26 protein-coding genes and 1 pseudogene are annotated in these 22,793 nt (G+C 71.4%); 11 read left to right on the plus strand and 16 right to left on the minus strand.

Going from position 1 to position 22,793, the window contains the following annotated elements; translation table 11 throughout:
• Positions 1-32 precede the first annotated feature (32 nt).
• Positions 33-500, plus strand: coding sequence for an ester cyclase (locus K1T35_RS49090; protein ID WP_255620804.1), 468 nt, complete (start codon positions 33-35; stop codon positions 498-500).
• 22 nt (positions 501-522) lie between these two features.
• Here K1T35_RS49090 and K1T35_RS49095 read toward each other — a convergent pair whose 3' ends face one another.
• The 3 genes and pseudogenes from K1T35_RS49095 to K1T35_RS27940 all read right to left on the minus strand — a co-directional run bounded on the left by K1T35_RS49095 (position 523) and on the right by K1T35_RS27940 (position 2,183).
• Positions 523-765, minus strand: coding sequence for a hypothetical protein (locus K1T35_RS49095; RefSeq protein ID WP_255620805.1), 243 nt, complete (start codon positions 763-765; stop codon positions 523-525).
• 55 nt (positions 766-820) lie between these two features.
• Positions 821-1,489: pseudogene (locus tag K1T35_RS49825) on the minus strand (alcohol dehydrogenase catalytic domain-containing protein); the annotation flags it as partial.
• 10 nt (positions 1,490-1,499) lie between these two features.
• The gene (locus tag K1T35_RS27940; RefSeq protein ID WP_220254793.1) at positions 1,500-2,183 is read right to left on the minus strand and encodes a hypothetical protein; all 684 of its coding nucleotides are present in this window, start codon (positions 2,181-2,183) and stop codon (positions 1,500-1,502) included.
• 211 nt (positions 2,184-2,394) lie between these two features.
• Here K1T35_RS27940 and K1T35_RS27945 point away from each other — a divergent pair, with 211 nt between their 5' ends.
• Both K1T35_RS27945 and K1T35_RS27950 read left to right on the plus strand, forming a co-directional pair.
• The gene (locus K1T35_RS27945) at positions 2,395-2,988 is read left to right on the plus strand and encodes a TetR/AcrR family transcriptional regulator (RefSeq protein ID WP_220254794.1); all 594 of its coding nucleotides are present in this window, start codon (positions 2,395-2,397) and stop codon (positions 2,986-2,988) included.
• A gap of 151 nt (positions 2,989-3,139) precedes the next feature.
• Positions 3,140-3,784, plus strand: a complete 645-nt coding sequence (locus K1T35_RS27950; protein ID WP_255620807.1) for a YdcF family protein — start codon at positions 3,140-3,142, stop codon at positions 3,782-3,784.
• A 13-nt stretch (positions 3,785-3,797) separates the two neighbouring features.
• Here the strand turns inward: K1T35_RS27950 and K1T35_RS27955 are convergent, their stop codons facing one another.
• Positions 3,798-4,691, minus strand: coding sequence for a MurR/RpiR family transcriptional regulator (locus K1T35_RS27955; protein ID WP_220254795.1), 894 nt, complete (start codon positions 4,689-4,691; stop codon positions 3,798-3,800).
• Between the two features lie 70 nt (positions 4,692-4,761).
• On the opposite strand from K1T35_RS27955, the gene K1T35_RS27960 reads away from it, so the two are divergent.
• Positions 4,762-6,135 carry an MFS transporter gene (locus tag K1T35_RS27960; RefSeq protein WP_220254796.1) on the plus strand — a complete coding sequence of 458 codons (1,374 nt, stop codon included), beginning with the start codon at positions 4,762-4,764 and terminating at the stop codon, positions 6,133-6,135.
• Positions 6,132-7,349, plus strand: coding sequence for an amidohydrolase family protein (locus tag K1T35_RS27965; RefSeq protein WP_220254797.1), 1,218 nt, complete (start codon positions 6,132-6,134; stop codon positions 7,347-7,349). The genes K1T35_RS27960 and K1T35_RS27965 overlap by 4 nt, the downstream gene beginning before the upstream one ends.
• A gap of 276 nt (positions 7,350-7,625) precedes the next feature.
• Here K1T35_RS27965 and K1T35_RS27970 read toward each other — a convergent pair whose 3' ends face one another.
• Complete coding sequence (locus K1T35_RS27970) at positions 7,626-8,477, minus strand: formate/nitrite transporter family protein (RefSeq protein WP_220254798.1); 852 nt, start codon at positions 8,475-8,477, stop codon at positions 7,626-7,628.
• A gap of 219 nt (positions 8,478-8,696) precedes the next feature.
• Here K1T35_RS27970 and cynS point away from each other — a divergent pair, with 219 nt between their 5' ends.
• Positions 8,697-9,134, plus strand: a complete 438-nt coding sequence (cynS, locus tag K1T35_RS27975) for a cyanase (RefSeq protein ID WP_255620809.1) — start codon at positions 8,697-8,699, stop codon at positions 9,132-9,134.
• Between the two features lie 7 nt (positions 9,135-9,141).
• Here the strand turns inward: cynS and K1T35_RS27980 are convergent, their stop codons facing one another.
• From K1T35_RS27980 to K1T35_RS28000, 5 genes are all read right to left on the minus strand, one after another.
• The gene (locus tag K1T35_RS27980; protein ID WP_220254799.1) at positions 9,142-9,549 is read right to left on the minus strand and encodes a PASTA domain-containing protein; all 408 of its coding nucleotides are present in this window, start codon (positions 9,547-9,549) and stop codon (positions 9,142-9,144) included.
• A gap of 44 nt (positions 9,550-9,593) precedes the next feature.
• The gene (locus K1T35_RS27985) at positions 9,594-10,361 is read right to left on the minus strand and encodes a creatininase family protein (protein ID WP_220254800.1); all 768 of its coding nucleotides are present in this window, start codon (positions 10,359-10,361) and stop codon (positions 9,594-9,596) included.
• Between the two features lie 4 nt (positions 10,362-10,365).
• A complete protein-coding gene (locus tag K1T35_RS27990) occupies positions 10,366-12,390 on the minus strand; it encodes a CocE/NonD family hydrolase (protein WP_220254801.1) in 2,025 nt (674 codons plus the stop codon).
• Entirely contained in the window at positions 12,390-13,592 is a 1,203-nt protein-coding gene (locus tag K1T35_RS27995) for an acetyl-CoA carboxylase biotin carboxylase subunit family protein (protein ID WP_220262901.1), read from the minus strand. Before K1T35_RS27995 ends, K1T35_RS27990 begins: the two co-directional genes overlap by 1 nt.
• Before the next feature lie 119 nt (positions 13,593-13,711).
• On the minus strand, positions 13,712-14,794 hold the full coding sequence (locus tag K1T35_RS28000; protein WP_220254802.1) for an aldo/keto reductase: 1,083 nt from the start codon (positions 14,792-14,794) through the stop codon (positions 13,712-13,714).
• 110 nt (positions 14,795-14,904) lie between these two features.
• Between K1T35_RS28000 and K1T35_RS28005 the strand changes: the two genes are divergently transcribed.
• Entirely contained in the window at positions 14,905-15,789 is an 885-nt protein-coding gene (locus K1T35_RS28005) for an AraC family transcriptional regulator (RefSeq protein WP_220262902.1), read from the plus strand.
• A gap of 232 nt (positions 15,790-16,021) precedes the next feature.
• Positions 16,022-16,813 (plus strand): DUF5602 domain-containing protein, encoded by a 792-nt coding sequence (locus K1T35_RS28010; RefSeq protein WP_220254803.1) that lies wholly within the window; start codon positions 16,022-16,024, stop codon positions 16,811-16,813.
• 60 nt (positions 16,814-16,873) lie between these two features.
• Here the strand turns inward: K1T35_RS28010 and K1T35_RS28015 are convergent, their stop codons facing one another.
• Positions 16,874-17,683, minus strand: coding sequence for an alpha/beta hydrolase (locus K1T35_RS28015; protein WP_220254804.1), 810 nt, complete (start codon positions 17,681-17,683; stop codon positions 16,874-16,876).
• Between the two features lie 76 nt (positions 17,684-17,759).
• Between K1T35_RS28015 and K1T35_RS28020 the strand changes: the two genes are divergently transcribed.
• From K1T35_RS28020 to K1T35_RS28030, 3 genes are all read left to right on the plus strand, one after another.
• Complete coding sequence (locus K1T35_RS28020) at positions 17,760-18,722, plus strand: APC family permease (protein ID WP_220254805.1); 963 nt, start codon at positions 17,760-17,762, stop codon at positions 18,720-18,722.
• 39 nt (positions 18,723-18,761) lie between these two features.
• Positions 18,762-19,100, plus strand: a complete 339-nt coding sequence (locus K1T35_RS28025; RefSeq protein ID WP_220254806.1) for a hypothetical protein — start codon at positions 18,762-18,764, stop codon at positions 19,098-19,100.
• A gap of 71 nt (positions 19,101-19,171) precedes the next feature.
• Positions 19,172-19,438, plus strand: a complete 267-nt coding sequence (locus tag K1T35_RS28030; RefSeq protein WP_220254807.1) for a hypothetical protein — start codon at positions 19,172-19,174, stop codon at positions 19,436-19,438.
• A gap of 2 nt (positions 19,439-19,440) precedes the next feature.
• Here K1T35_RS28030 and K1T35_RS28035 read toward each other — a convergent pair whose 3' ends face one another.
• From K1T35_RS28035 to K1T35_RS28055, 5 genes are all read right to left on the minus strand, one after another.
• A complete protein-coding gene (locus K1T35_RS28035) occupies positions 19,441-20,382 on the minus strand; it encodes a U32 family peptidase (RefSeq protein ID WP_220254808.1) in 942 nt (313 codons plus the stop codon).
• Positions 20,383-20,536: 154 nt separating this feature from the next.
• A complete protein-coding gene (locus K1T35_RS28040; RefSeq protein WP_220254809.1) occupies positions 20,537-20,863 on the minus strand; it encodes a RidA family protein in 327 nt (108 codons plus the stop codon).
• 85 nt (positions 20,864-20,948) lie between these two features.
• Positions 20,949-21,206, minus strand: a complete 258-nt coding sequence (locus K1T35_RS28045) for a DUF6295 family protein (protein ID WP_220254810.1) — start codon at positions 21,204-21,206, stop codon at positions 20,949-20,951.
• Between the two features lie 7 nt (positions 21,207-21,213).
• A complete protein-coding gene (locus tag K1T35_RS28050; protein WP_220254811.1) occupies positions 21,214-21,966 on the minus strand; it encodes a dienelactone hydrolase family protein in 753 nt (250 codons plus the stop codon).
• 37 nt (positions 21,967-22,003) lie between these two features.
• Positions 22,004-22,786 (minus strand): IclR family transcriptional regulator, encoded by a 783-nt coding sequence (locus K1T35_RS28055; protein ID WP_147260370.1) that lies wholly within the window; start codon positions 22,784-22,786, stop codon positions 22,004-22,006.
• Positions 22,787-22,793: the final 7 nt, after the last annotated feature.

The raw sequence follows: 22,793 nt of genomic DNA on the forward strand, positions 1-22,793 counted from the left end.
ACCCAGGTAACTTACCGCGATCGGAGACCACTGTGCACACCCTGTCCAAGGCCGAGGCCCGCGAGCTGTACGGCCGCTGGGCCGAGCTCTGGCGCGGCGACTTCACCCACGCCGACGAAATCCTCGACCCCGGCCTCCTCGTGCACCAGGCGCGGCCGGACGGCAGCGACTCCGAGGCGACGACGGGCCCCGCACGGCTGATTCCCGAGATCGAGCAGACGATGGCCGCCTTCGGCGACATCGCCATCACCGTGGACGTCGGGCCGATCGTCGACGGTGATCTGCTCTCGGCCCGATGGACCATGCGCGCCACCTACGCGGGCGGGCTCCCCGGGGCCACCGCACCCGTCGGCACCGAGATCGCGTTCAGCGGCCAGGACATCCTGCGGCTGTCCGGCGGCAAGTTCGTCGAGTACTGGACCTGCACCGACGTCCTGGACGGCCTCAACCAGCTCGGCGCGATCGCGGGCCCCAACGGCCCGGCTCCGCGCCCATCCTGACCGAGGACGTTTCCGACGAGCCCTAATCCACCGTGAGCACCGTCTTGAGGCGGCCCTCGCGGGGTGTGCAGGCCGCCGCGAAAGCAGCGGCCGCGTCCATGGCCGGCCGCACGTCCGTGACCAGGTCGTCGGCCACCTGCGGGGACTCCCGCAGCTCGGCGAGGGCCCTGGCGAGCACCGCGCGGCGGTCGCGGGTGATGCCGCCCGCGATCCGCAGGTTGCGCCGCACCAGGGAGTAGACGTCGATCGGGTAGGCCTCGTGCACGGGGGATGCCGAAGCAGTAGATCGTGCCGCCGTCGGCGACCGCGCGCACGGCGTCGGCCACGGTGGCGGTCTGGTGCCCCACCGCCTCGACGATCACATCGGGCCGATCGCCTGCGCCGAGCGACGCCGCCCACGGGCCGCTGGCCGTCACCAGCACGTCGTCGAGGCCGAAAGCGGCGGCGTGCGCGGTGCGGTCGACCGGGTCGACGCCGATGACGGCCGCCGCCCCGCGCCGGTGCAGCGCCCAGGCGAGCAACAGGCCGATCGAGCCGAGCCCCAGCACCGCCACCCGACTGCCGCGCAGGTCGCCGAGCTGGTCGACCGCGTAGAGCACGCACGCCAGCGGCTGCGCCACGACCGTCTGCGCGCGCCGCCCGTCCGCGATGGGGTGCAGCCCGGACCCGGCCGTGACCACGAGCTCCGCCAGCGCGTCCGCCGCCGACGCCCAGCCGACCACCCGCTCCCCTACCACGACGCCGGGGTCGCGGGAAGCGTGCACCCGCCCGACGATCTCGTGCAGCGGGAAGCCCGGCGGCGCTCCCGCGGGCCGGCCACCCTCCGCCACCGCCTGACCGCCCGCCCGGAAGTAGGGCAGATCGCTGCCGCAGATGCCGCCGTGTTCGACGGCCACGAGCACCTCGCCGGGGCGCAGGTCGCCCGCGGCCGGGGCGGGCACCTCCACCGGTAGGAACGTCGACGGCCCCGTCAGCTGCTGTGCCCACACCCGATCTTGCCTACCGCGTCAGCGCGTCCGCCGCCATCCCTGTCCTGCCCCGACTCATGGCGTGCAGCCGCCGCAGCGACACGATGTGCAGGGCGACCGCCAGCGGGACCGCCGTCGTGGCGATGAGCGCGAGCGGCAGCAGTGCCACCGCCTCGGTTGACGGGGTGACGTCGAGCAGCCGAGCAGGCCCGAGCCCGGCGAGGAATGCGACCCCGACAGCGACCACCAGGTCGACGATGCCCATGATGTTGAACCACACCGCGCGTGCGTCGTAGATGCCACTGGCCAGGCGCCGCGCCACGAACGGCGCGGCCACCCCGATCGCGATGTCGCCGAGGGCGGCGGGAATCGCGAAGGCGGCGGGCAGCCCGCCCAGTGCCCACACGACGAGGAAGACGCCGCCGGCGACCCGCAACGTGTGCGGCCACGTCAGCAGGGCGGGAGCACCGGGGTCGGCGAGGATCCGACGCGCGACCGGGATGCGCGCCGCGACCAGCACCGCGGTCAGCGCCGCGACGGCGGCCAGCCCGATCCACGGCCGGTTGGCCCCGGGATCCTGGCGGAAGGCGCCGACAGCGGCGAGCGCGCCACTGGTCACGAGCCAACCGGCCCATACGGCGCCCGCGGCCGTGACGATCACAGTTGCCGTGCGCCGGCCCATGCCGACGGCGACCGCACCGCGGTACAACGCCACACCTGTCACGGCAGGTATTCCGACCACTCCCACCATGACCAATGCCCACACGTATACCGGTAGCTCGTACATTGGAGACGCCTCCCCGAATCTCTGGACAACGTGTTCGCTGTCGAACAAACTGTTCGACTGGGCCGGACCGCGGTCAACAAGCAGTCCGCCCTGGGTGTCCGCTACCGAACAGATCTCACGGAATGTCCGGGAGGCCGGCATGGCCGTCGCCGCAAACCAAGATCGACGCGTTCGCCGTACCTGCCGCATCCTGCACGAAGCATTGATCTCGCTCGTCCTCGAGAAGGGGTACGAGCGCATCACGGTGCAGGACATCCTCGATCGCGCCGACGTCGGTCGATCGACGTTCTACGCGCACTTCCGCGACAAGGAGGCGTTGCTGGTCGCCGGCTTCGACACCATGCGCGACGAGCTGCGGCGCGATCTCGACGCGATGCGGCCGGGCGTGCAACCGGCGGACCCGACCTCCCCCGCCGCCGCCGTCTTCGGACACGCCTACCGCAACCGGCGCGTCTACCGCGCGATGTGCGGCAAGCGGGGCGGCAACGTCGTCCGTCGACACCTGCACGGCGTCATCGGCGGCATGCTGCGCGAGCACCTGCGCCCGCACCTCGCCGCTGCCGGCTCGGACCTGCCCGTCGACGTGGTCGCCGAGTTCTGCACCGCCGCAATGCTCGGTCTGCTCGTCTGGTGGGTCGACCAGGACTTCCCACACGGCCCCGCCGAGCTCGCCAGCATGTACCGACGACTGGCCGCCCCCGGCGTGCTCGCGGCGCTCGGCCACGGATCTTGAGGGAATCACCTGCCGGGCCGCGAGCGCCGGCTGGGACGTCAAGCCGCTCGCCACCGGCATTCAACGGATTTGTGCGACGATGATCGAGAACTGCTCCGAATCAGACGCGATGGGAGGTGGTTCCCGAGTGGGCTCACACCCTGCGGACACGGTGCCGGACCGGGATCTGCACGACGCCGAGTCGATCTGGGAATACCACCAGATGGGCCACGCGCTCCGCCCTTGCGACGTGGCCATCGGGCTCGGCAGCCACGATCTCGGCGTGGCGGTCCATGCATCGGAGCTGTTCCACGCCGGCTTGTTCCCGGTCGTCGTATTCAGCGGGGCGACCAGTCCGACGACGCGGCAACGGTTCCCCCGTGGGGAGGCGGCGCACTACCGCGAGCACGCGATGAAGCTGGGCGTACCTGCGCAGGCGATCCTGGTCGAGCCGTACGCGACGAACACCGGGGCCAACATCGAGCTCTCGCGCAAGGTCCTCGCCGCCGCCGGACTGGAGCCGCGCTCGGCCTTGCTGATCTCCAAGCCCTACACGCAACGGCGCGCCTTCGCCACTGCCGGAAAGGTATGGCCGGAACTGCAGGTCGTGTGCGCATCCGAACGGTTGTCCTTCCCCGACTACCTGAGCGGTATCGGCGACCAGCGACTCGTGGTCGACATGATCGTGGGTGATCTGCAGCGCGTCATCGAATACCCGCGACGGGGATTCGCCGTCGAGCAAGACGTACCGATCGACGTGGAGAAGGCGTATGCGCGGCTCGTGGACCGCGGGTACACGAGCCGACTGCTCAGATGACCCGTCCTGGTATTCACTCCGCTGTTGGCGGCAACAGCTTCGGAATCGGCCGCCGGTGCATCAGGTCGAACCGCGCCCACATCGCCTCCGCCGCCTCGATCGACGCGTTGGTCCGGGCCGGGTCGACGGCGGCGAGCTGCGCGACGATCGCCTGGACCATGGCCATGCCCGCGGTCAGGGACGGGAAGAACGTCACGCCCTCGGCCGGGACCATGAGCACCCGATCCGCGGCACGGGCCAGCGCGGGGCTGGCCGCGTCGGAGACGACGAACACCCGGGCACCCCTGCGGTGTGCCTCGTTCGCGGCCCGGACGGTGTTCTCGATCAGGCGCCAGAAGCTGATCGCGACGAGGACGTCGTCGGCGGTGAGCGCCGCCACCGCGTTGGCGAGCCCTTCGGCGGTCACGGCCTGCACGTCGTAGCCCGCGAGCCGCGCGTTGTGCGCGAACGCGAGGCCGACGGAGGCGTAGCTGCCCTCGGCGACCACGACCGTGCGACGGGCGGCTGCGACGGCTTCGGCGGCGGCCCGGATGTCGTCCTCGTCGAACCGCCTGGTGAGCAGCGCGAGGCCGTCGAGATCACGGCGCAGCGAGGCCAGCCCGGGCGAGCCGACGCCCGTCCGCGCCTCGGCCACCTGCGGAGCCGTCAACGACGAGAGATAGCGCGCCCGCAGCTCCTGCTGGAGCGCGGGCCAGCCGGCGAAGCCCAGCGCCTGCGCGGTGCGGGTGACCGTGGCGACGTTCACGCCTGCGAGCTGGGCGAGCTCGGCGGTCGACCCGAACGAGGCCCTCCGCGGTTGCGAGATCAGCACCTCGAGCACGGCGGCCGACTTGGGCCGGAGCCCGCGCGGGGGCAGCCGGCCGCGCAGCCAGTACTCGAGGCCGTCGTCGGCGTCCCCGTCGGTCATGCGACCCATCATTGCAAAATCTGTGCAACATCCGTTGCATCTGCCGAAATTTGCACCATACGCTGCCGCGGTGACCCTGCTGGCACGCCTGGACCGCCTCCCCCTGAGCCGTCCCCACTACAAGCTGCTGCTCATCGGCGGGCTCGGCTACACGTTCGATGCGATGGACGCGGCGGTGGTCGCGTTCCTCCTGCCGAGCGCCAAGGAGGTCTGGCAGCTCGACAACGCCCAGCTCGGCCTGATCGGCTCGGCGGCGCCGTTCGGCTTCCTCTTCGGCGCGATCGCCGCGGGGATACTGGGCGACCGCATCGGGCGCAAGAAGGTCATGATGTACGCGCTGGCCTTCTACGCCGCGTTCTCGGTGGTCGCGGCGTTCGCGCCGAACTACGAGCTCTTCCTCGCCGCGAGGGTCCTCGCCGGGGCGGGGGCGGGCGCCGAGAGCGCGATCATCGCGCCGTTCCTGTCCGAGTTCGTACCGGCGCGCAGGCGCGGGTGGTTCGTGGGCGCGCTCGCAGGCTTCTTCTCCTTCGGTTTCGTGGCCGCGGCGCTGATCGGCCGGTTCGTCGTGACGCCGCTCCCGGAGGGCTGGCGGATCGCGCAGGTCATCACGGCGCTGCCGATCGTGATGCTGCTGTGGTGGCGCCGCTCCCTGCCGGAGTCACCGCGTTACCTGCTGGCGAACGGGCGTCGCGAGGAGGCCGAAAAGGTGGTCCTCGCCATCGAGCGGGACGTGGAGAAGGCCACGGGTCAGCCCTTGCCGCCGGTCCCCGCCGCGGCGGCGGAGCCCGCGACCGATACCCCGAAGGTCAACCTGCTGACCGCGCTCCGGTTCCTGTGGAGCCGGGCGATGGCGCGGCGCACCGCGGTGATCTGGACGATCTGGTTCGTCATCACCTTCTCCTACTACGGGTTCTTCTCCTGGATCCCCACGCTGCTCATCGAGCGCGGGATCACCGTGACCCGCAGCTTCGAGTTCTCGATCATCATCTACCTGGCCCAGATCCCCGGGTACTTCTCCGCGGCATGGCTCACCGAACGGCTCGACCGCAAGCACACGATCGCGCTCTACCTCTGCGGCTCGGCGGTCAGCGCGTTCTGGCTGAGCCAGACCGACGCCCCGTGGTCGATCACCCTCGCCGGGGCCGTCCTCTCGTTCTTCCTGAACGGCACCTACGCCGGGCTGTACTCCTACACCCCCGAGGTGTTCCCCACCTGGATCCGGGCCAGCGGAACCGGCCTGGCCAGCGCGTTCGGCCGGGTAGGCAGCATCCTGGCGCCCACGATCATCGGCCTGTCCGCCGCGAGCCTCGGGTTCGCCGGTGTCTTCGGGCTCACCACGGCCGTACTGTCCGTCGGCGTGATCTGCGTCCTCGTGTTCGGCCTGTCCACCGCGGGCCGCTCGCTCGAGGAACTCACCGAACGCGTGGAGGTGCCGTCGAAGTGACCGCTGGCTCGCTGCTGCTCCGCAACGCCCGGCTGCTCGACCCCGCCGAGGGGAGCTACGTCGAGGGCGACATCCGGTGCGCCGACGGCCGGATCGTCGAGATCGGTACCGGCCTCACGGCGCCCGACGTGCCCACCGAGGACGTCCGCGGCGCGGTGGTGATGCCCGGCCTGATCGACGCCCACGTCCACGTCACCGCGCTCACCGCCGACCTGAGCTCGCTCCCCTCGCTCTCCCCGTCGTACGTCGCGGCCCACAGCGCCCGGATCATGGGGCAGATGCTCGACCGCGGGTTCACCACGGTCCGCGACGCCTCCGGCGCCGACTACGGGCTCGCCGACGCGCAGGCGGAAGGCCTCGTCCGCGGGCCGCGCCTGCTGTTCTGCGGGCGGGCGCTCAGCCAGACCGGCGGGCACGGCGACGGGCGTCCCCGCGGCACCCACCGCCACGACGACCACCCGTGCTGCGCGGGCCTCGGCCGCATCGCCGACGGGGTGGACGCCGTGCGCGCCGCCGCCCGCGACGAGCTGCGCAAGGGCGCCCACCACATCAAGGTGATGGCCTCCGGCGGGGTCGCGTCGCCGACCGACCGCATCGACTCCACCCAGTACGCGGTCGAGGAGCTGCGCGCCATCGTCGAGGAGGCGACGGCCGCCAACCGGTACGTGGCCGCCCACGCCTACACCGCCCGCGCCGTGAACCGCGCACTGGAGGTGGGGATCCGCTCGATCGAGCACGGCAACCTGCTCGATGACCGCAGCGTCGAGCTGTTCCGCGACCGCGACGCCTTCCTCGTGCCGACGCTGGTGACCTACTGGGCCCTCAAGGAGGAGGGCCGCGAGTTCGGGCTCCCGGAGTCGAGCTGGCGCAAGGTCGACGAGGTGCTCGGCGCGGGCCTTGCGGCCCTCGAACGCGCCGCGCGCGGCGGCGTCAAGATCGTCTACGGCACCGACCTGCTCGGCGGCATGCACCGCCACCAGAGGCACGAGTTCCGGCTGCGCGCCGAGGTGCAGGCGCCGCTCGACATCATCCGGTCGGCCACGTCCGTCGCGGCCGAACTGGTGAACATGCCCGGCGAGATCGGCGCGCTGCGGCCCGGCGCGCACGCCGACCTCCTCGTGTTCGACGGCGACCCACTCGCCGACGTCGGTGTGCTGGTGGAGCCGAAGCACCTCCGGCACGTCATACAGACCGGCACCATCGTCAGCGGGTAGGACATGATCGACGTCACGTCCCCCATCCGATCGATCGGCTACGCGGTCGTCCGTCATGCACGCGACAACCGATGAGCGGGGGGTTCGATGATCCGGTTCGAGGTGGACCAGGTGTGGGACCTGTCGGGTAGGGCTGGGCTCCTGGTCACGGGTTGGATGCGCGACGGGGTGATCGGCCAAGGCACGTCCCTGCGCGACGAGTCGACACGGCGCACGTGGGAGGTGCTCGGCCTGGAGTTCCACGCGCCGAAAGACATGGACCGGAGGTGGGAAGCACTAGCGGGAGGCGGCCACCGGCTCGCCGGTCTCGTCGCGCACCGGACGCATGCGGCCCACGCCGGGACGCGCGTGGGTGGCGTACAGCGTGAGCCCGACGAACGTGAGCCCGCCGACGAGGTTGCCGACCACGGTGGGGAACTCGTTCCACACGAAGTAGTCGAGGATCGAGAAGTCGCCGCCGAGCATGAGACCGGACGGGAACAGGAACATGTTGACGACCGAGTGCTCGAAGCCCATGTAGAAGAAGACCAGGATGGGCATCCACATCCCGATCACCTTGCCCGACACGGATGTCGAGATCATCGCGGCGACGACACCGGTGGAGACCATCCAGTTGCACAGGACGCCGCGCAGGAACAGGGTGAGCATCCCGGCGGCGCCGTGGTCGGCGTAGCCCACCGTCCTCGCCGAGCCGATCTCGCCGAGCCGCTGCCCGACGTCGTTCGGGTCCACGGTGAAGGCGTAGGTGAGGATCACGGCCATCATGAGCGCCACGGTGAGCGCGCCTGCGAAGTTGCCGACGAAGACCAGGCCCCAGTTGCGCAGGACGCCCTTGATCGTGACTCCGGGCCGCTTGTCGATCCAGGCCAGCGGCACCAGCGTGAAGACGCCGGTCAGGAGGTCGAATCCCAGCAGGTACAGCAGGCAGAACCCGACCGGGAACAGCAGCGCCCCGACGAGCGCCGAGCCGGTCTGCACGGTGACCGTGACCGCGAACGCCGCGGCGAGGGCCAGGATGGCCCCGGCCATGTACGCCCGGATCATGGTGTCGCGGGTGGACATGAAGACCTTCGCCTCGCCCGCGTCGATCATCTTTCCGACGAACTCCGACGGGTTCACGTAGGACATACGGCACTCCTCAGCACTTTCACGGCAGGCCGCATCGAGTCTCGAAACCGGGTGTTTCCCTGTCGTTACAGCCCGACGATCATCACGTCACGCCCCGCTCACGGCCATCAGGTCCACCCGGTAAGGCGTGCGTATCGCGCACGTAACACGCGTGCAAAACGCGCCCGCGAGCCTGACGTCACCCAACGATCTTCGAAGGAGCGGGCCATCAATCCGATCATGAGCAAGTCCGACGCCGCCGACCTCGTCGTCGCCGCCCGGAAGCGCAAGGGCCTCTCGTGGGCCGGGATCGCAGGCGCCCTTGGCACCCCACTGGTGTGGACCACCGCGGCACTGCTCGGCCAGCACCCGATGACCGGCGAGCAGGCCGACAAGGCGTGCGAGCTGCTCGGCCTGGGCGAGGCCGTTGCCGAGAGCCTCCAGCTCCAGCCATCCCGTGGCACCGACCCGGCCGTCATGGCCGACCCCACGATCTACCGCTTCACCGAGGCCCTCGCGGTCTACGGGCCCGCGCTCAAGGAGCTCATCCACGAGGAGTTCGGCGACGGGATCATGAGCGCCATCAACTTCCGCGTCGACGTCTCCCGGCGGCCCGACCCCGACGGCGACCGGGTGGTCGTCACCTTCGACGGGAAGTTCCTCGACTACCGCTGGTGACGCGAGGTCAGCAGCTCTCCTCGAGCTTCACGGCCCCGAAGTCGATCCGCGTGTCGCGGGTGATCGTGGCGCCCGGGGGGACGTTCTGCGTGCACACCTTCCAGTTGCGGTCGGCGACCTGCATGCGGTTGGCACCCGTCGCGTCGTGGGAGGTGGTGACGGCGATCCCGAAGCCCGTCAGCTCCTGGATCGCGTCCTGCGCCTCCTGGAGGCCCGTGCCGACCAGGTTCGGCATCGTCCAGCTGGCCGCGGTCTGCGTGACGGGCGGCGCAACGCTCGGCGGGTAGGTGATGGTCTCCGGCGCCCGGGGCGGGACGGTGACGGTCTCGGTGACGGGTGGTTCTGCGGGTGGCGGCGCGCCGCAGGCGGTGAGCGCTGCCGCGGCGACGGCCGCGGCGGACATGGCGAGACGCACGGGGGAGCTCGTTCGAACGCGCCGCCACGGGCGGCCCCGCGCGCTCACGACCCCGCCCCCGTGCCGTGGCTTCCATCCGTGGCCGCATCGAACGCCCGGATCGCCGCCGCCAGCGCCGTGGCGCGTGCGGCGAGGAGACCGCGGCCGGCCTCGGCGTCCGCCTCCGCCGCGTCGTCGGTGGCGCCGCCCACCCGCTCCCACTCGCCGTGCCGCGCCACCACCAGACCCGGGGCGGGTGAGCGGTGGAACAGCGGTGGCGGGTCCGGTTCCCGCCACCCGACCGGCGCTCGGACCAGGTCCGGGTGGACGGCGAGGAGCAGCGAGGTCTCGAACCAGCCCGCGTGCCCCGGGGTTTGGGGCGGCTCGCCGGGCCCGGCGAGGGCCCAGTAGGAGCAGGCGCCCAGCGCTACGTCCGACCGCAGCGCGCAACGCTTCACGGCGAGCCGCACGACCTCGTCGTTGCCGGCGTGCCCGTTCACCAGCAGGACGCGGCGGAACCCGCTGAGCACCAGCGAGTCGAGCGCGTCGTCGAGGACGGCGAGCATCGTCGTGGCCGACAGCGACACCGCCGCCGCGAACTGGTGGTGCGGGCTGTGCCCGAACGGCAGCGCGGGCAGCCGGACGAGCTCCGGGCCACCGTCACCGATCACGCCGAGAGCCGCGTCGACGACGGCCTCGGCGAGCAGCGTGTCGGTACCCATCGGCAAATGCTCTGAGTGCTGTTCCTGGGACCCGATGGGGAGCACGGCGATCGCCCCGCGTTCCCCCGCGGCCCGCACGTCCCGCCACGGCTGCCGGTCGAGTCGGATCACACCCTCACAGTAGGTCCCGCGGGATGCTGCGCTCCCAGTCCCGGGAGAACATGCGGTGCTCGCCCTCGTACGCGTCGAGGTGGCCGTGCACCTCGAACGCCGTGGGCGTGGCCGTCAGGACGGTGCGGGTGACGGTGCGAATGCTCCAGCTGTCCCGGGCGAACGTCATCGACCACTCGACGTCCCCGCGCGGCGATGCGAAGTCGTCGGCCACGCTGCTGTAGCGCTCCACGACGCGCCTGCCGACCGTCATGCCGGTGTCGTCGTGGCGCAGCACCCCGCCGTCCTTGACGATCTCCAGCACGGAGCGGTAGTCGACGAGGTCGCGCGACACAGTCCAGCTGTTCTCCCCCGGGTCCAGCTGGGTGGTGGGCACGGGCTGCGCACCCTCCGGCTCGTCGAACGGACGGGGTGTGACCTCGTCGTCCTCCGTGGTCGGGCGGACGGGCAGCACCAGGCAGCTGGTTCCGGTGCGGATGGTGAGCTCGGCCGGTTCCGGCGGCGGCCAGGCTAGTGGCCAGTACGACGTCGACAGCGACAGCCGGATCCGGTGTCCCGGCGGGAACGCCTGCGCCACGCCGTTGAGCTGCACGCGCACGCGCCGGAACTCCCCCGGGCCGATGGGCTCGGGGGCGTCGTCGCTCTCCCGGTGGGTGAGGTTGAGGAGGCCGTAGGTCACACGGGTGGCGCGCCCGTCCGGTGCCACGTCGGAGAGCCGGGCGGCGATCGTCGCAACCGGCCGGCTCGCCGCGACCATCAACTCCACGGCGGGCGCACCGAGGATCTCGCAGCGCTCGTCGAGGGGGTCGGTCTCGAACACCAGTGAGCCGCCGTCCTCCTCGCGCTGGTCGTAGGGCAGGTCGGGCGGCGCGTTGTAGGAGGCCCACTTGCCGGCGAACTGCCCCACCGACAGCGGCGACTGCACGCTCACCTCGCCCGGCGCGACCTCCTCCCCTGCCGGCGCGATCCGGTACCGGGCCAGGGCGTGCGCGCGCGGCTCGACATGCGGCGACGGCCACCCCGGCTCGCCGACCCAGCGCCCCGGCCGCTCCTCGTACGCGGTGGACGGCGGCACGCTCTCCTGCATCCAGGTGTGCAGCACCGGCCCGTCATCGGCGCCGTTCTCGCAGTCCTTCAGCCAACGGTCGAACCAGCGCACCACCTCCTGCAGGTAGCCGATCGCCGGTCCCGGTACGCCGAGATGCGGGTACTTGTGCGACCACGGCCCGATCAGGCCCTTACGGGGCACGTCGAGGTGTTCGAGCACCCGGAACACCGCGTTCGAGTAGCCGTCGGCCCAACCGCTGGACGCGAACACCGGCACCTGGACAGCGGCGTAGTCCTCGCACACCGAGGCGCGCCGCCAGTAGTCGTCGCGGCGCTGGTGGGCGAGCCACTTCAATATCCACGGCTCCGCCTGCTCCAGCCGCTCGCGCCACATCTCCCGCCAGCGCTCCCCCACCACAGCAGGATCGGGCGGCAGCGTCGAGTAGGCGAACATCGTGCCGGCCTCCGCGAGGTTGTCCGACAGCAGGCAGCCACCCATGTAGTGCATGTCGTCGGCGTAGCGGTCGTCGGTGAAGGACGCGATGACGATCGCCCCGAGGCTCGGCGGGCGCCGCGCGGCCACCTGCAGCCCGGCGAACCCGCCCCACGAGATGCCCATGAGGCCGGTGCGCCCGGTGCACCACGGCTGCTCGGAGAGCCACTCCAGGGCCGCCTCGATGTCGCGGTGCTCCTGCTCGGTGTACTCGTCGCGGAGCACGCCGTCGGAGTCGCCGCTGCCGCGCAGGTCGAGGCGCAGGCAGGCGTAGCCGTGCCCGGCGAGGTAGGGGTGGTGGATCGAGTCCCGCACGGATGTGAGGTCGCGCTGCCGGTACGGGATCGCCTCGCAGACCGCGGGCACCGGATCGCCGTCGGACGAGACCGGCCGCCACAGCCGGCCGGCGAGCTCGGCGCCGTCGGGCATCGGGATGCGGACGGTCTCGGCGGTGCGGACCTCGTGCGGGAAGGATGTGACGAATCGCATCAGGTGAACTCGTAGGTCAGGGCGCTGACTGCGCGCTCGTACTTGGCCCGGAGCTCCGCCTCGTCGCGGGCTCCGACGATCACGTCGGTGAGCTCGAAGCTGTAGCTGTCCTGCCCGAGCAGCTCCGACAGCCGCTGCCCTTCGCGCGCCACCGGGGTCACGCGCACACCGGGGATCTCGCGCTCGATCCGCGCGACCTCCTCGGGACTCGGGCCGCGCCGCAGGACGCCGTCCTCGAAACGGCGGTGGTACCACTTCGCCGCGATCTCGTACGGGCCCTCGCCGTGGGGCAGGTCCGGAGCGCGCCCGAGCGCGAGCTCGACCATGGCGTGGTGGTTGGCGATGCCGTCGACGTCGGCGAACAGCTGGGCGTGCGACTGCGAGTGCCGCGGGTTGATCTCCAGCAGCGAGACGTCGCCGGAGTCGGGGTCGCAGAAGAACTCGACGCTGAACGTCGTCCAGTTCAGCCCGACGCGCTCGATCACGCGTTCGGACAGCTCCACGAGCCGCTTCCGGACGGGCTCGGGCAGCTGCGACGGGTACTGGTGGCGCAGGAAGCTCGACCGCCCCGGATAGGTGATCGAGTCCAGCACCCCGTAGACCACGACCTCACCGTCGTGCACGTAGCCCTCGGTGGCCGCCCGCGCCCCGGTCATCGCCTCCTCCGCCAGGCACGCCTGCCCGCCGACCTCGGCGATCTCCGGCGGGAGATCGAGCTGGTCGAGGATCCACTCGAACGGCCTGCCGAGCCGGCCGATGCCGTCGCGGATCTCGGCGACGGCGTCGGCGAACTGCCGGTCGTCCGACACGTGGAACGCGAGCTCCGACGAGTACGACTTCACCGGCTTGAGCCACATCGGGTAGCGCAGGCCGTCGGGCAGCCGTGGGTCGTCGAGGTCCACGAGCCCGAACCGGGGGTGCGCGTCGGTCACCCGCTGCTGCTCGACCCGGCTCCAGTACTTGTGCTCGCACTTCACGACGGATTCGAGCGAGGCACCGTGCAGGTTGTAGCGGGCCGCGAGCAGCGGGACGAGTGTGCTGATGGGGAAGTCCCAGAACCCGATCACCGCGTCCACCGGGGTGTCCCGCCCGTCCAGCGTGCGGATGGCGCGGTCGAGCAGGTCCGGGATGCTCACCTCGCCCTCCTGCATCTCGGCGTCGGTCAGCACCGGCACGAACGTCTGCCGCTCGTGGCCGGGCATGCGGCGCAGGAGCTCGAGGTTGGCCTCGTCGGCTCCGAGCACCGCGATCGTCGGATCGTCGGGTTGCTGGTCATCCACAACTGACCCGTAACCGCGGTGCCCCGCCCGAAACGTGCGGTTCAGTAGCGCACGGAGCTCTGCAGGAGCGGTGGGTACACGGCCGACTCCACACCGTCGACTGTGGTGCCCGCGAACTGCAGCATCGCCCGCTGCGACCCGTGCATCGGTGCCGGGTAGTCCAGGGTCGGGGCGGAGACCTCGTCCAGCACGCTGAGGTGCTCGGGCGCGAGGTTCACGTCGAGGGCGACGAGGTTGGCCTCGAGGTGCTCCACGCGCCGGGCCCCGACGATCGGCACGACGGTGCCGCCGCGGGCGCGCAGCCAGGCCAACGACACCGCGGCGGAGCTGGTGCCGAGTTCGTCGGCGACCGCGGCGACGGCGTCGATCACGGCGAACTCGTCCTCGGTGGGCCCGCCGACGAAGGCGCTGCGGGCGGAGTCGGTGACCTGTGCGCCGCGCCGGTACTTCCCGGACAGGAAGCCGTTCTTCAGCGGGCTCCACGGCACCAGCGCCATGCCCTGGTCGAGTGCGAGCGGCGCGAGCTCGCCCTCGACGGTGCGAGCGAGCAGCGAGTACTCGACCTGCAGCGCGATCAGCGGGGTCCAGCCCTTCAGCAGCGCCATGGTCTGGGCCTGGGCGGTGACCCATGCGGGGGTGTTCGAGAACCCGATGTAGCGGATCTTCCCCGCCCGGACCAGGTCGTCGAGGGCGCGCATCGTCTCCTCGATCGGGGTGTGCCGGTCCCAGTTGTGCAGCCAGTACAGGTCCAGGTGGTCGGTCTGCAGGCGGCGCAGCGTCTCGTCGAGCTGGGCGGTGATCGACCCTCGCCCCGCGCCGCCGCCGTTGGGGTCGCCGGGGAACATGTTGCCGAAGAACTTCGACGCCAGCACGACGTGTTCGCGCAGGCCGGGGCGGGCGGCGAAGAAGTCCCCAAGGATCTTCTCCGAGTGGCCGTTCGTGTAGAAGTTCGCGGTGTCGACGAAGTTCCCGCCGCGGTCGAGGTAGGTCGCGAGGATCTTCTCCGACTCCTCCACGCCGGTGCCGGCGCCGCCTGCATCTTCTCCGAAGGTCATGGCGCCGAGGGCGAACGGGCTGACGCGCAGGCCGGACCGGCCGAGGGTGAGGTAGTGGTCGAGAGGCATGAACCCATGCAACCGCCGGGCCGTTCGCCGCGGTATCTCGATCCGCGCCGCCTCTTGCACGATCCTCGCAACTTCGATCGGATCGACCCGTGACTGCCCACCTGGACGAGATGCGCGGCCTCATCGCGACGCACGCCCGGCCCGACATGCGGACGCCGATCCCCGGGCTGCTGCTGTCCAGGGTCGAGACGACGGAGCCGGACTACTCGCTGACCGACCCGCTGCTCGTCGTCATGGTGCAGGGGGGCAAGCGGCTGCTGCTCGGCGAGCAGGTGTTCGAGTACCGGGCCGGTCAGCTGCTCGTGGTCACCACCGGCCTGCCGGTCACCGGCCACTTCCTCGGCGCCACGCCGCGGACCCCGGCGCTGGGCATGGGGCTGGTGCTCCGACCGGCCACGATCGCCGAGCTACTGCTGGAGACCACGCCGGGGCGGTGGTCCCGCGGCCACCCGGGCCCGGCGATCGCGACCGGCGACGCCGGCCCCGACCTGCTCGACGCCGCGGCCCGGATGCTGCGGCTGCTCGATCACCCCGCCGACGCCCGCGTGCTCGCCCCGCTCGTCGAGCACGAGATTCTCTGGCGGCTGCTCACCGGCCCGCACGGCGCGATCGTCCGCCAGATCGGGCTCGCCGACAGCAACACGTCCCACGTCGGCCGGGCCATCCGGTGGATCCGCGACAACTACGCCGAGCCGATGCGGATCGAGGACCTCGCGCGGATGGCCGGAATGAGCGCCGCGGCGTTCCACCGGCACTTCCGCGCCGTCACGACCATGAGCCCCCTGCAGTTCCAGAAGCGCATCCGCCTGCAGGAGGCACGGTCGCTCCTGCTGGCGCGCCCGGACGACGTCGCGGGCGTGGGGCACCTCGTCGGCTACGACAGCCCGTCGCAGTTCAGCCGCGAGTACCGCAGGCTCTTCGGTGCACCGCCCGGGCAGGACGCGACGCGGCTGCGCGCGGCGGCCGAACCCGGACCCGCCCGGCACCTGCCCTGATCGACACCATGCGGGGCTAGCCCCGCGCCGCCGATAGGCGTATTTTCGCCGTCCTCCATCAAGCGGGACTCCACAGAGGACCAGAGGCCGGCGCGAACAAGGCGTCGTCCCCGATCGCCGCACTGACCGACCGCCAGCGCCACTCCACGAGGTCCCGTACCTCCTCCAGGCACGGCATCGATCAGAACGGAAGAAGATCATGCTTGCTCATCGACTTCTCCGCGGCGTCGGATTGGCCTTCGCCGCCGGCACCGCCCTTGCCCTTCTGCCGGGATGCGGTGGTGAGAGCACGCCCCCCAGCGACAGCGGTACCTTCTTCGGCCCGTCGCAACCTCTCGGAAACGGCACCGTCAGGACCTACACGACGCTCGACGATGGCGGGCGTCCGACCGAGGTCGGCCTGCGACTGTCGGCCACCGCCCTGGACGGTCTCCCGGAAACGAACACAGGTCTCCCACCGACGCTGATGCTCGATTTCCCCGACCAGGCGTCCGCGACCGCATTCGACCACGTCATGCTCAACTGGAACCCGCAGGGACACGAGCCGCCGGAACTGTTCGGCAAACCGCACTTCGACTTCCACTTCGACATGGTCGACATGGCGACGATCCAGGCGATCATCGCATCCGATCCGGACTACGCGGCCAAGGCCGAACGGGCGCCCGAGACGAAGTACGTGCCACAGGACTACGTCGTTCCGCCCGGCGCGCCTGCCGCTGCACAGGCCGTGCCCGGCATGGGTGTGCACCTGATCGACTTCAGCGACGGGAGTCTCGTCCCCGGCTCCTACGACTTCGAACACATCGTCATCAACGGCACCTGGGACGGTCGCTACACGTTCATCGAGCCGATGATCACCCGCGAATGGTTGCTGACCGACCCGACGTCCCAGCAACCCCTCAAACTCCCCCAGGCGTACCACAAGTCCGCCTACTATCCGACCACCTACGGCGTCCACGTCGACGAGCAGTCGAAGGACTACGTCATCTCGCTTGCGGGGATGACAATGCGTGAAGCCTCGTAGATCCAGAAAGGTGAAAACGGGCGGCCCGCAACGTGCTGCCCGGAGTGGCACGCCGTCCGGTCAACGGCCGACAACCTGGACCACGGCGTGGACGACCGCCGGTCCGTCGTTCAGCTCGGGATCGTTGTGCCGCGCATCCGGCACTTCGACGTAGGCCGCACCCGCTGCCTCCGCGACCGCCCGGCTCTGCTCGACCGGCACGATCTCGTCGGCCGCGCCCGCCACCACCGCGACCGGCACCCGCACCGACCGCACGTACTCCAGCAGCGGGAACCGGTCCCGCAGCAGTGCCCGCACCGGCAGGAAGGGGTAGGCGCGCACGCCGACGTCGGCCAGCGAGGTGAACGGGCTGCGCAGCACCAGCGCCCCGACAGGGCGTTCGGTCGCCAGCCGGGTCAGCGGCGCGCCGCCGAGGCTCTCGCCGAACAGCACCAGCCGATCCGGTGCGACACCGTGCTCCTCGACCAGGTACCGGTACGCCGCACCGACATCAGCGGCGAGGCCCTCCTCGGTGGGCGAGCCGGGGTTGCCGCCGTAGCCGCGGTACTCCACCAGCAGCACGTCGAAGCCCTCCGCCGCGAGGGCTTGCGCGAGCGGCACCCGCAGCACCCGCGAGCCGCCGTTGCCGGGCGCCACCAGCACCGTCCGGTCCCGGGCCGGGCCGGTCGCGGGCGCCCACCACGCGGCCAGGTCGAGCCCGTCCTCGGTCTGCAGCACCACGTCGCGGCCGCCGTCCAGGTACGCGCCTGCCGGCCCGTCCGGGCCCCCGAACGGCAGGTAGACCATCCGCCGCTGGAAGACCCATGCCAACGCGACGACCACAACTACCAGCACGACGACGGCGACGCCCACCCGCAACGCGGTACCCATGCTCCGCCCGATGATCAGAGATTTCGCCCGCACTCATGCTAGTCGGGACGGCCGTGGACACCCGATACTCGCGATCATGGCCGGGAACACGCACCTCGACCGGGTGCTGGGAATGCCGTCGATCGTGCTCTTCGGGCTCGCCTACCTGGTGCCGCTCACGGTGTTCACCACCTACGGCGTGGTCACCGAGCTCACCGCGGGGCACCTGCCTGCGGCCTACGTCGTCACGCTCGTCGCGATGCTCTTCACCGCCTACAGCTACGGGCTGATGGTGCGCGCGCACCCGTTCGCCGGCTCGGCCTACACCTACACGCAGTGGTCGTTCGGTCCCCACCTCGGATTCATGACCGGGTGGGCGCTGCTGCTCGACTACCTGTTCCTGCCGATGATCAACTACCTGGTGATGGGCATCTACCTGGAGGCCGCGTTCCCCGGCGTCCCGGTCGCGGTCTGGATCATCAGCGCGATCCTGCTGGTGACCGGCCTGAACGTCCTGGGCATCCGGCTCGTGGCGCGGATGAACTTCGTGCTCGTCGCGATCCAGGTCGTGTTCATCGTGGTCTTCCTGGTCGCCGTCGTGCGCACGACTGCAGGCACCGGCCTGCCGTCGCTCGTCGAGCCGTTCCTGCCGGACGGCGGCGAGGCTCCGGCCGTCCTCGGCGGGGCCGCGATCCTCTGCCTGTCCTTCCTCGGGTTCGACGCCGTGTCCACGCTCTCGGAGGAGACCCGCGACCCGCGCAGGCGCATCCCCCGCGCGATCATGCTGGTGACCCTGATCGGCGGCGCCCTGTTCATCGTCGTCTCCTACGCCGGGCACCTCGTCTTCCCGCGGTACTCGGAGTTCACCGACGTCGACTCGGCCGCCCTGGACGTCGTGGGGGCCGCGGGAGGCGCCGCACTGACGGCGTTCTTCACCGCCGCCTACATCGCGGGCTGCTTCGGCTCCGCGATGGCGTCGCAGGCGAGCGTGTCGCGCATCCTCTACGCGATGGGCCGCGACGGCGCACTGCCCGCGGCGGTCTTCGGCCGGCTGCACTGACGCTTCCACACCCCCGCACTCGCCACGGCGGTGGTCGGCGTGCTGTCCCTGATCGCGCTCGTCATCAGCCTCGAGCTGGCCTCCTCGATGATCAGCTTCGGCGCCCTGGTCGCGTTCTCTCTCGTCAACCTGTCGGCCGTCAAGCACTACGTCATCGACGAGGGGCGGCGGACACCGGCGAACCTGCTGGCCTACGCCGTGGTGCCGGGGATCGGCGTGCTGCTCACGCTGTGGCTGTGGACGAGCCTGTCGGGCACCACGTTCGTCGTCGGGCTCGCCTGGATCGCGGCCGGGCTCCTCTACCTCGCCGGGCTCACCCGGATGTTCACGCGGCGGCCGCCGGAGCTGCGGCTGAGCGAGGCCGAGCTCGCCGCGTGATGGTCGGTCGGCGCCCGTCGGCCGGCGTTCATCCGCCCGCCACCGCGGTGTGCTTCCCTTCCGCTGTGAACGTGTCGAAGCAGGCCCTCCGCGGCGCCGGCCTGGCGGCGGTCGCACTCGCCGTCGCCGGGTGCGCCGTCAACGACGAGATCTACGTCAGCAGTTTCACCGACTCCCACGGCCGTGCCTGCACGTTCGTCTACACCGCCCAGGAGGGCGAGAGCTACGGGGAGGGCCGGGACGTGGACGTGAGCCAGCTCGACTGCGAGTACGCGCCGCCCGGCCAGAGCCCCGGCCCGTCCACCACGACCCGCCTCGACTCCGTGCCGGGCCGCTGAGATCAGGCCACCGGGACCGCCAGCCCCTGGGCTCCCAGCTCAGACGTCACGAGGTCGGGCGCGGCCCGGTGCAGGTGGGCCAGCCCGATCTCGGCGCGGCGCACCCGCTCGCGAGACAGCTGGACGTTCAGCGCCTCGTGCTGCCCACCGCTGGGGTAGACGTCGGGGTGGTTGCGCAGCCCGAACTTGACGTAGATCGGCGCGAGCACCCGCACCAGCTCGGCGATCTCGTGGTGGCGGACGAACCCGCCGAGGGTGTCGGGTGACTCGATGTACATGTCGATCGGGATCTGCGAGGCGGCGCGGATCGAGGCGAGCCGGGGCAGAGTGAGGCCGGGAGGCACGTTGTAGGTGTCGGCGCCCAGATCCTGCATGAGCCGCACGCTCACCGGGTTGGACGCCATCATCTGCACCGACACCTTCACGACGAAGTCGGGGGCGATCAGGCCCGCTTCCTTCATGTGCTTGGTCATCAGGAGCAGGCCCTCGTCGGCGACCAGCGCGCCGCGCACGCCCAGCCCGCCCGCGCGCACGAGGTCCTCCATCGCGTACGCCAGCTGGTCGGCGCCCTCGTGGCGGCAGCCGACGGCGCCCCCGGCGGGGGTGCGCGCCTGGGCGCCGATGTCCCACGGCGCCCGCGGGCCGACGAAGAGGGACAGCTCCACCCGCCGGGCCGCGCAGGTCTGCACCATGTCGGTGATCTCGGCGTCGGTGGCCAGCATGATCCCGCTGCCGGAGGAGACGCGGTGCACCCGCACGCCCCGCTTGTCCGCCTCGTCGAAGACGGCCTCGAGGGCGGCCGGGCCCTCGACGCTGGGGATCTCGGTGCGGTACTGCGCCCCGTCCGGGAACCGCAGCGGCGAGTCGGGCAGGTCGTTGACCTCGCTGGCGGGGTAGCCCAGACGCGTCAACAGGTCGGCGACGGCGGATCTCGTGTCAGTCATCGCGCCAGATCTTGCGTTGTCAGACAAGCTCGGCGCAACGTGTGCTCATGAACAACATGCCGGAGTTCGCGGGGCGGACCGCCGTGGTCACGGGCGCGGCGAAGGTTGATGTACTCGTCGGGCCGGTCACCGGAGGCCTCTGCCCCGCTGATGGTCACTTCACACACCCAGTGTCCGCTTCACACAGGGCCGGCGTTGTGTGAAGCGGACACTGGGTGTGTGAAGTCGCCGTGGCGGCGCGCTGGGGCGGCGTGATCGGCACGCCGAGCCTCATGTCCGCCCCGGCGAGCACGGCCTCGACGTTGTCCATGGCGAGGCCGACCTGCGCGCGCATGTCCCCGGGGTGCTGCGGGCGCCCGTCGGCGTCCACGGATGTCTGCCCCGAGCAGACGAGCTGCCTGCGCCCGCCCTCGATGAGCTCGGCCTGGTCGAAGCCGATGTTCAGCGACCAGTTCCACGGGTTGACGGCGGTCCGTTGCATGCTGCCCTCCTGAAGGCGGGAAGCGCCGGCGTCATCGCCGGTGCCGCTGTCGATGGTCGCGCACGAGGCGGCGGGTCGGGCGCCGTCAGTGGTGCTCGGCCCGCTCCACGGTCGCCTGCAGCGCCGCCAGCAGCGCGCGGGCGGAGTCGAGGGACAGTTCCACCGCCACGCGGGCGGCCGGGCCCTGATCCGGGTTCAGGAAGTCGATGTTCACGGTGTGGTCCCGCGGCGCGTGGACCGGGTGGTCGTAGTAGACCGTGGCCGTCTGCAGGGGGAACCAGCCCTGCGGACCCTTTCCGCTGCTCGCCGTGACGTCGAACTTCTCGGTGCTGTAGGTGCACACGGTGCGATCACACCTCCCCGTCGAGGTGCTTCGCGAAGAACGCCCGCACGCGCTGCCACCCGTCCAGCGCAGCCGCCACCCGGTAGGCGGGGCGGTCGACGGAGAAGAACGCGTGGCCCGCGTCGTCGTAGCGGTGGAACTCGTACTCCTTGCCGTGGGTCTGCAGCAGCTTCTCCAGCTCGTCGACCTGGTCGGGCGAGGGGTAGGAGTCCTCGTTGCCGAACAGGCCCAGCAGCGGGGCGCGCAGCTCGGCGGTGCGGTCGGCGAGGGGCTGCACCTGCAGCGGGAACCCCTCCGGCGGGGTGCCGACGACGAACGCGCCGTAGCAGTCGACGGCGGCCTGGATGTCGAGCTCCAGCGCGGACAGGAAGGCCTGCCGCCCGCCGGAGCAGAAGCCGATCGTGCCGACCTTCCCGTTCGACGTGGGCAGCGACCGCAGCCAGCGCGCCGCACCCGCGGCGTCACCGACGAACCGCGCGTCGGGCACCCCGCCCTGCGCCCGCGCGGTGGCGGCGGCGTCGTCGGGCTCCGCGCCGGGCGCCTCCCGGCTGTAGAGGTTCGTGCAGATCGCGTTGTAGCCCCAAGCGGCGAACCGGCGCACGATCTCCTTGGTGCCCCAGTCGTACCCGGGCATGTGGTGGATCACCACCACCCCGCCGCGGCTGCCCCCGTCCAGCGGGCGCGCGGTGTAGGCCTCGATCTCGTCGTCGTCCGCTCCTCGGATGCCGATGGTCTCGGCGAGCACGGCGTCGTGGCGCATGCGGATGCCTCCGGTCTCTCGATCGACGCCCCCAGGTCTACACCCCTGCGCGCAGCCCCAGCGCCCGGGACGCTTCCGCCGCCGCGGTGCGCAGCAGCCCCAGCTGGTGCTCCTGCTCGGAGTCGGGCAGGTGGGCGGTCAGCCCGCTCACGCTCAGGGCCGCGACGGTGGCGCCGGTGTGGTCCCGCACTGGGACGCTCAACGCCTTCACACCCAGCTCGACGTCGTCGCGGCTGACCGCGAACCCGTCCTCGCGGATCCGCCGCACGTCCTCGCGCAGCTGGTCGGCCGTGGCCTGGGTCGGCGAGGTCCGCCGCTGCAACGGACCCGCCAGGTAGCTCTCCACCTGCTCGTCGGGCAGGGTCGACAGCAGCAGCCGCGGGCCTGCGCCCAGGTGCAGCGGCAGCGCACCGCCGACGCCGAGGGTGTGGGTGGAGGCGTACCGGCCGTCGAGCCGCTCCACGCAGACCGCCTCGTCGCCGCGCAGCACCAGCAGGAACACCGTCTCGCCGGTGCGCCGGTAGAGCTCCTGCATGGCCGGCAGCGCCCGCTCGCGAACGGACAGCCGCCGCGCCATCGCGCTGCCGACCCGGAACGCCCCGATGCCGAGGCGGTACGTGCCCGGCGAGGGCCGTTCCACGAAGTCCCCGGCGGCAAGGGTGGTGAGGATCCGGTGGCAGGTGCTCTTGTTCAGCTCCAGCCGGGCGGCGATGTCACCGAGGGAGAGCTCGTCGGTGGCCTCGGCGAGCAGCTCCAACACCGCCATCGCCTTGACCAGCACCCGGACGGGCTCACCCGCACCCGCGGCCCTTTCGGCCATCTGCGGC

Origin of the sequence: Pseudonocardia sp. DSM 110487 (assembly GCF_019468565.1) — a bacterium.
In the GTDB taxonomy this organism is placed as follows: domain Bacteria; phylum Actinomycetota; class Actinomycetes; order Mycobacteriales; family Pseudonocardiaceae; genus Pseudonocardia.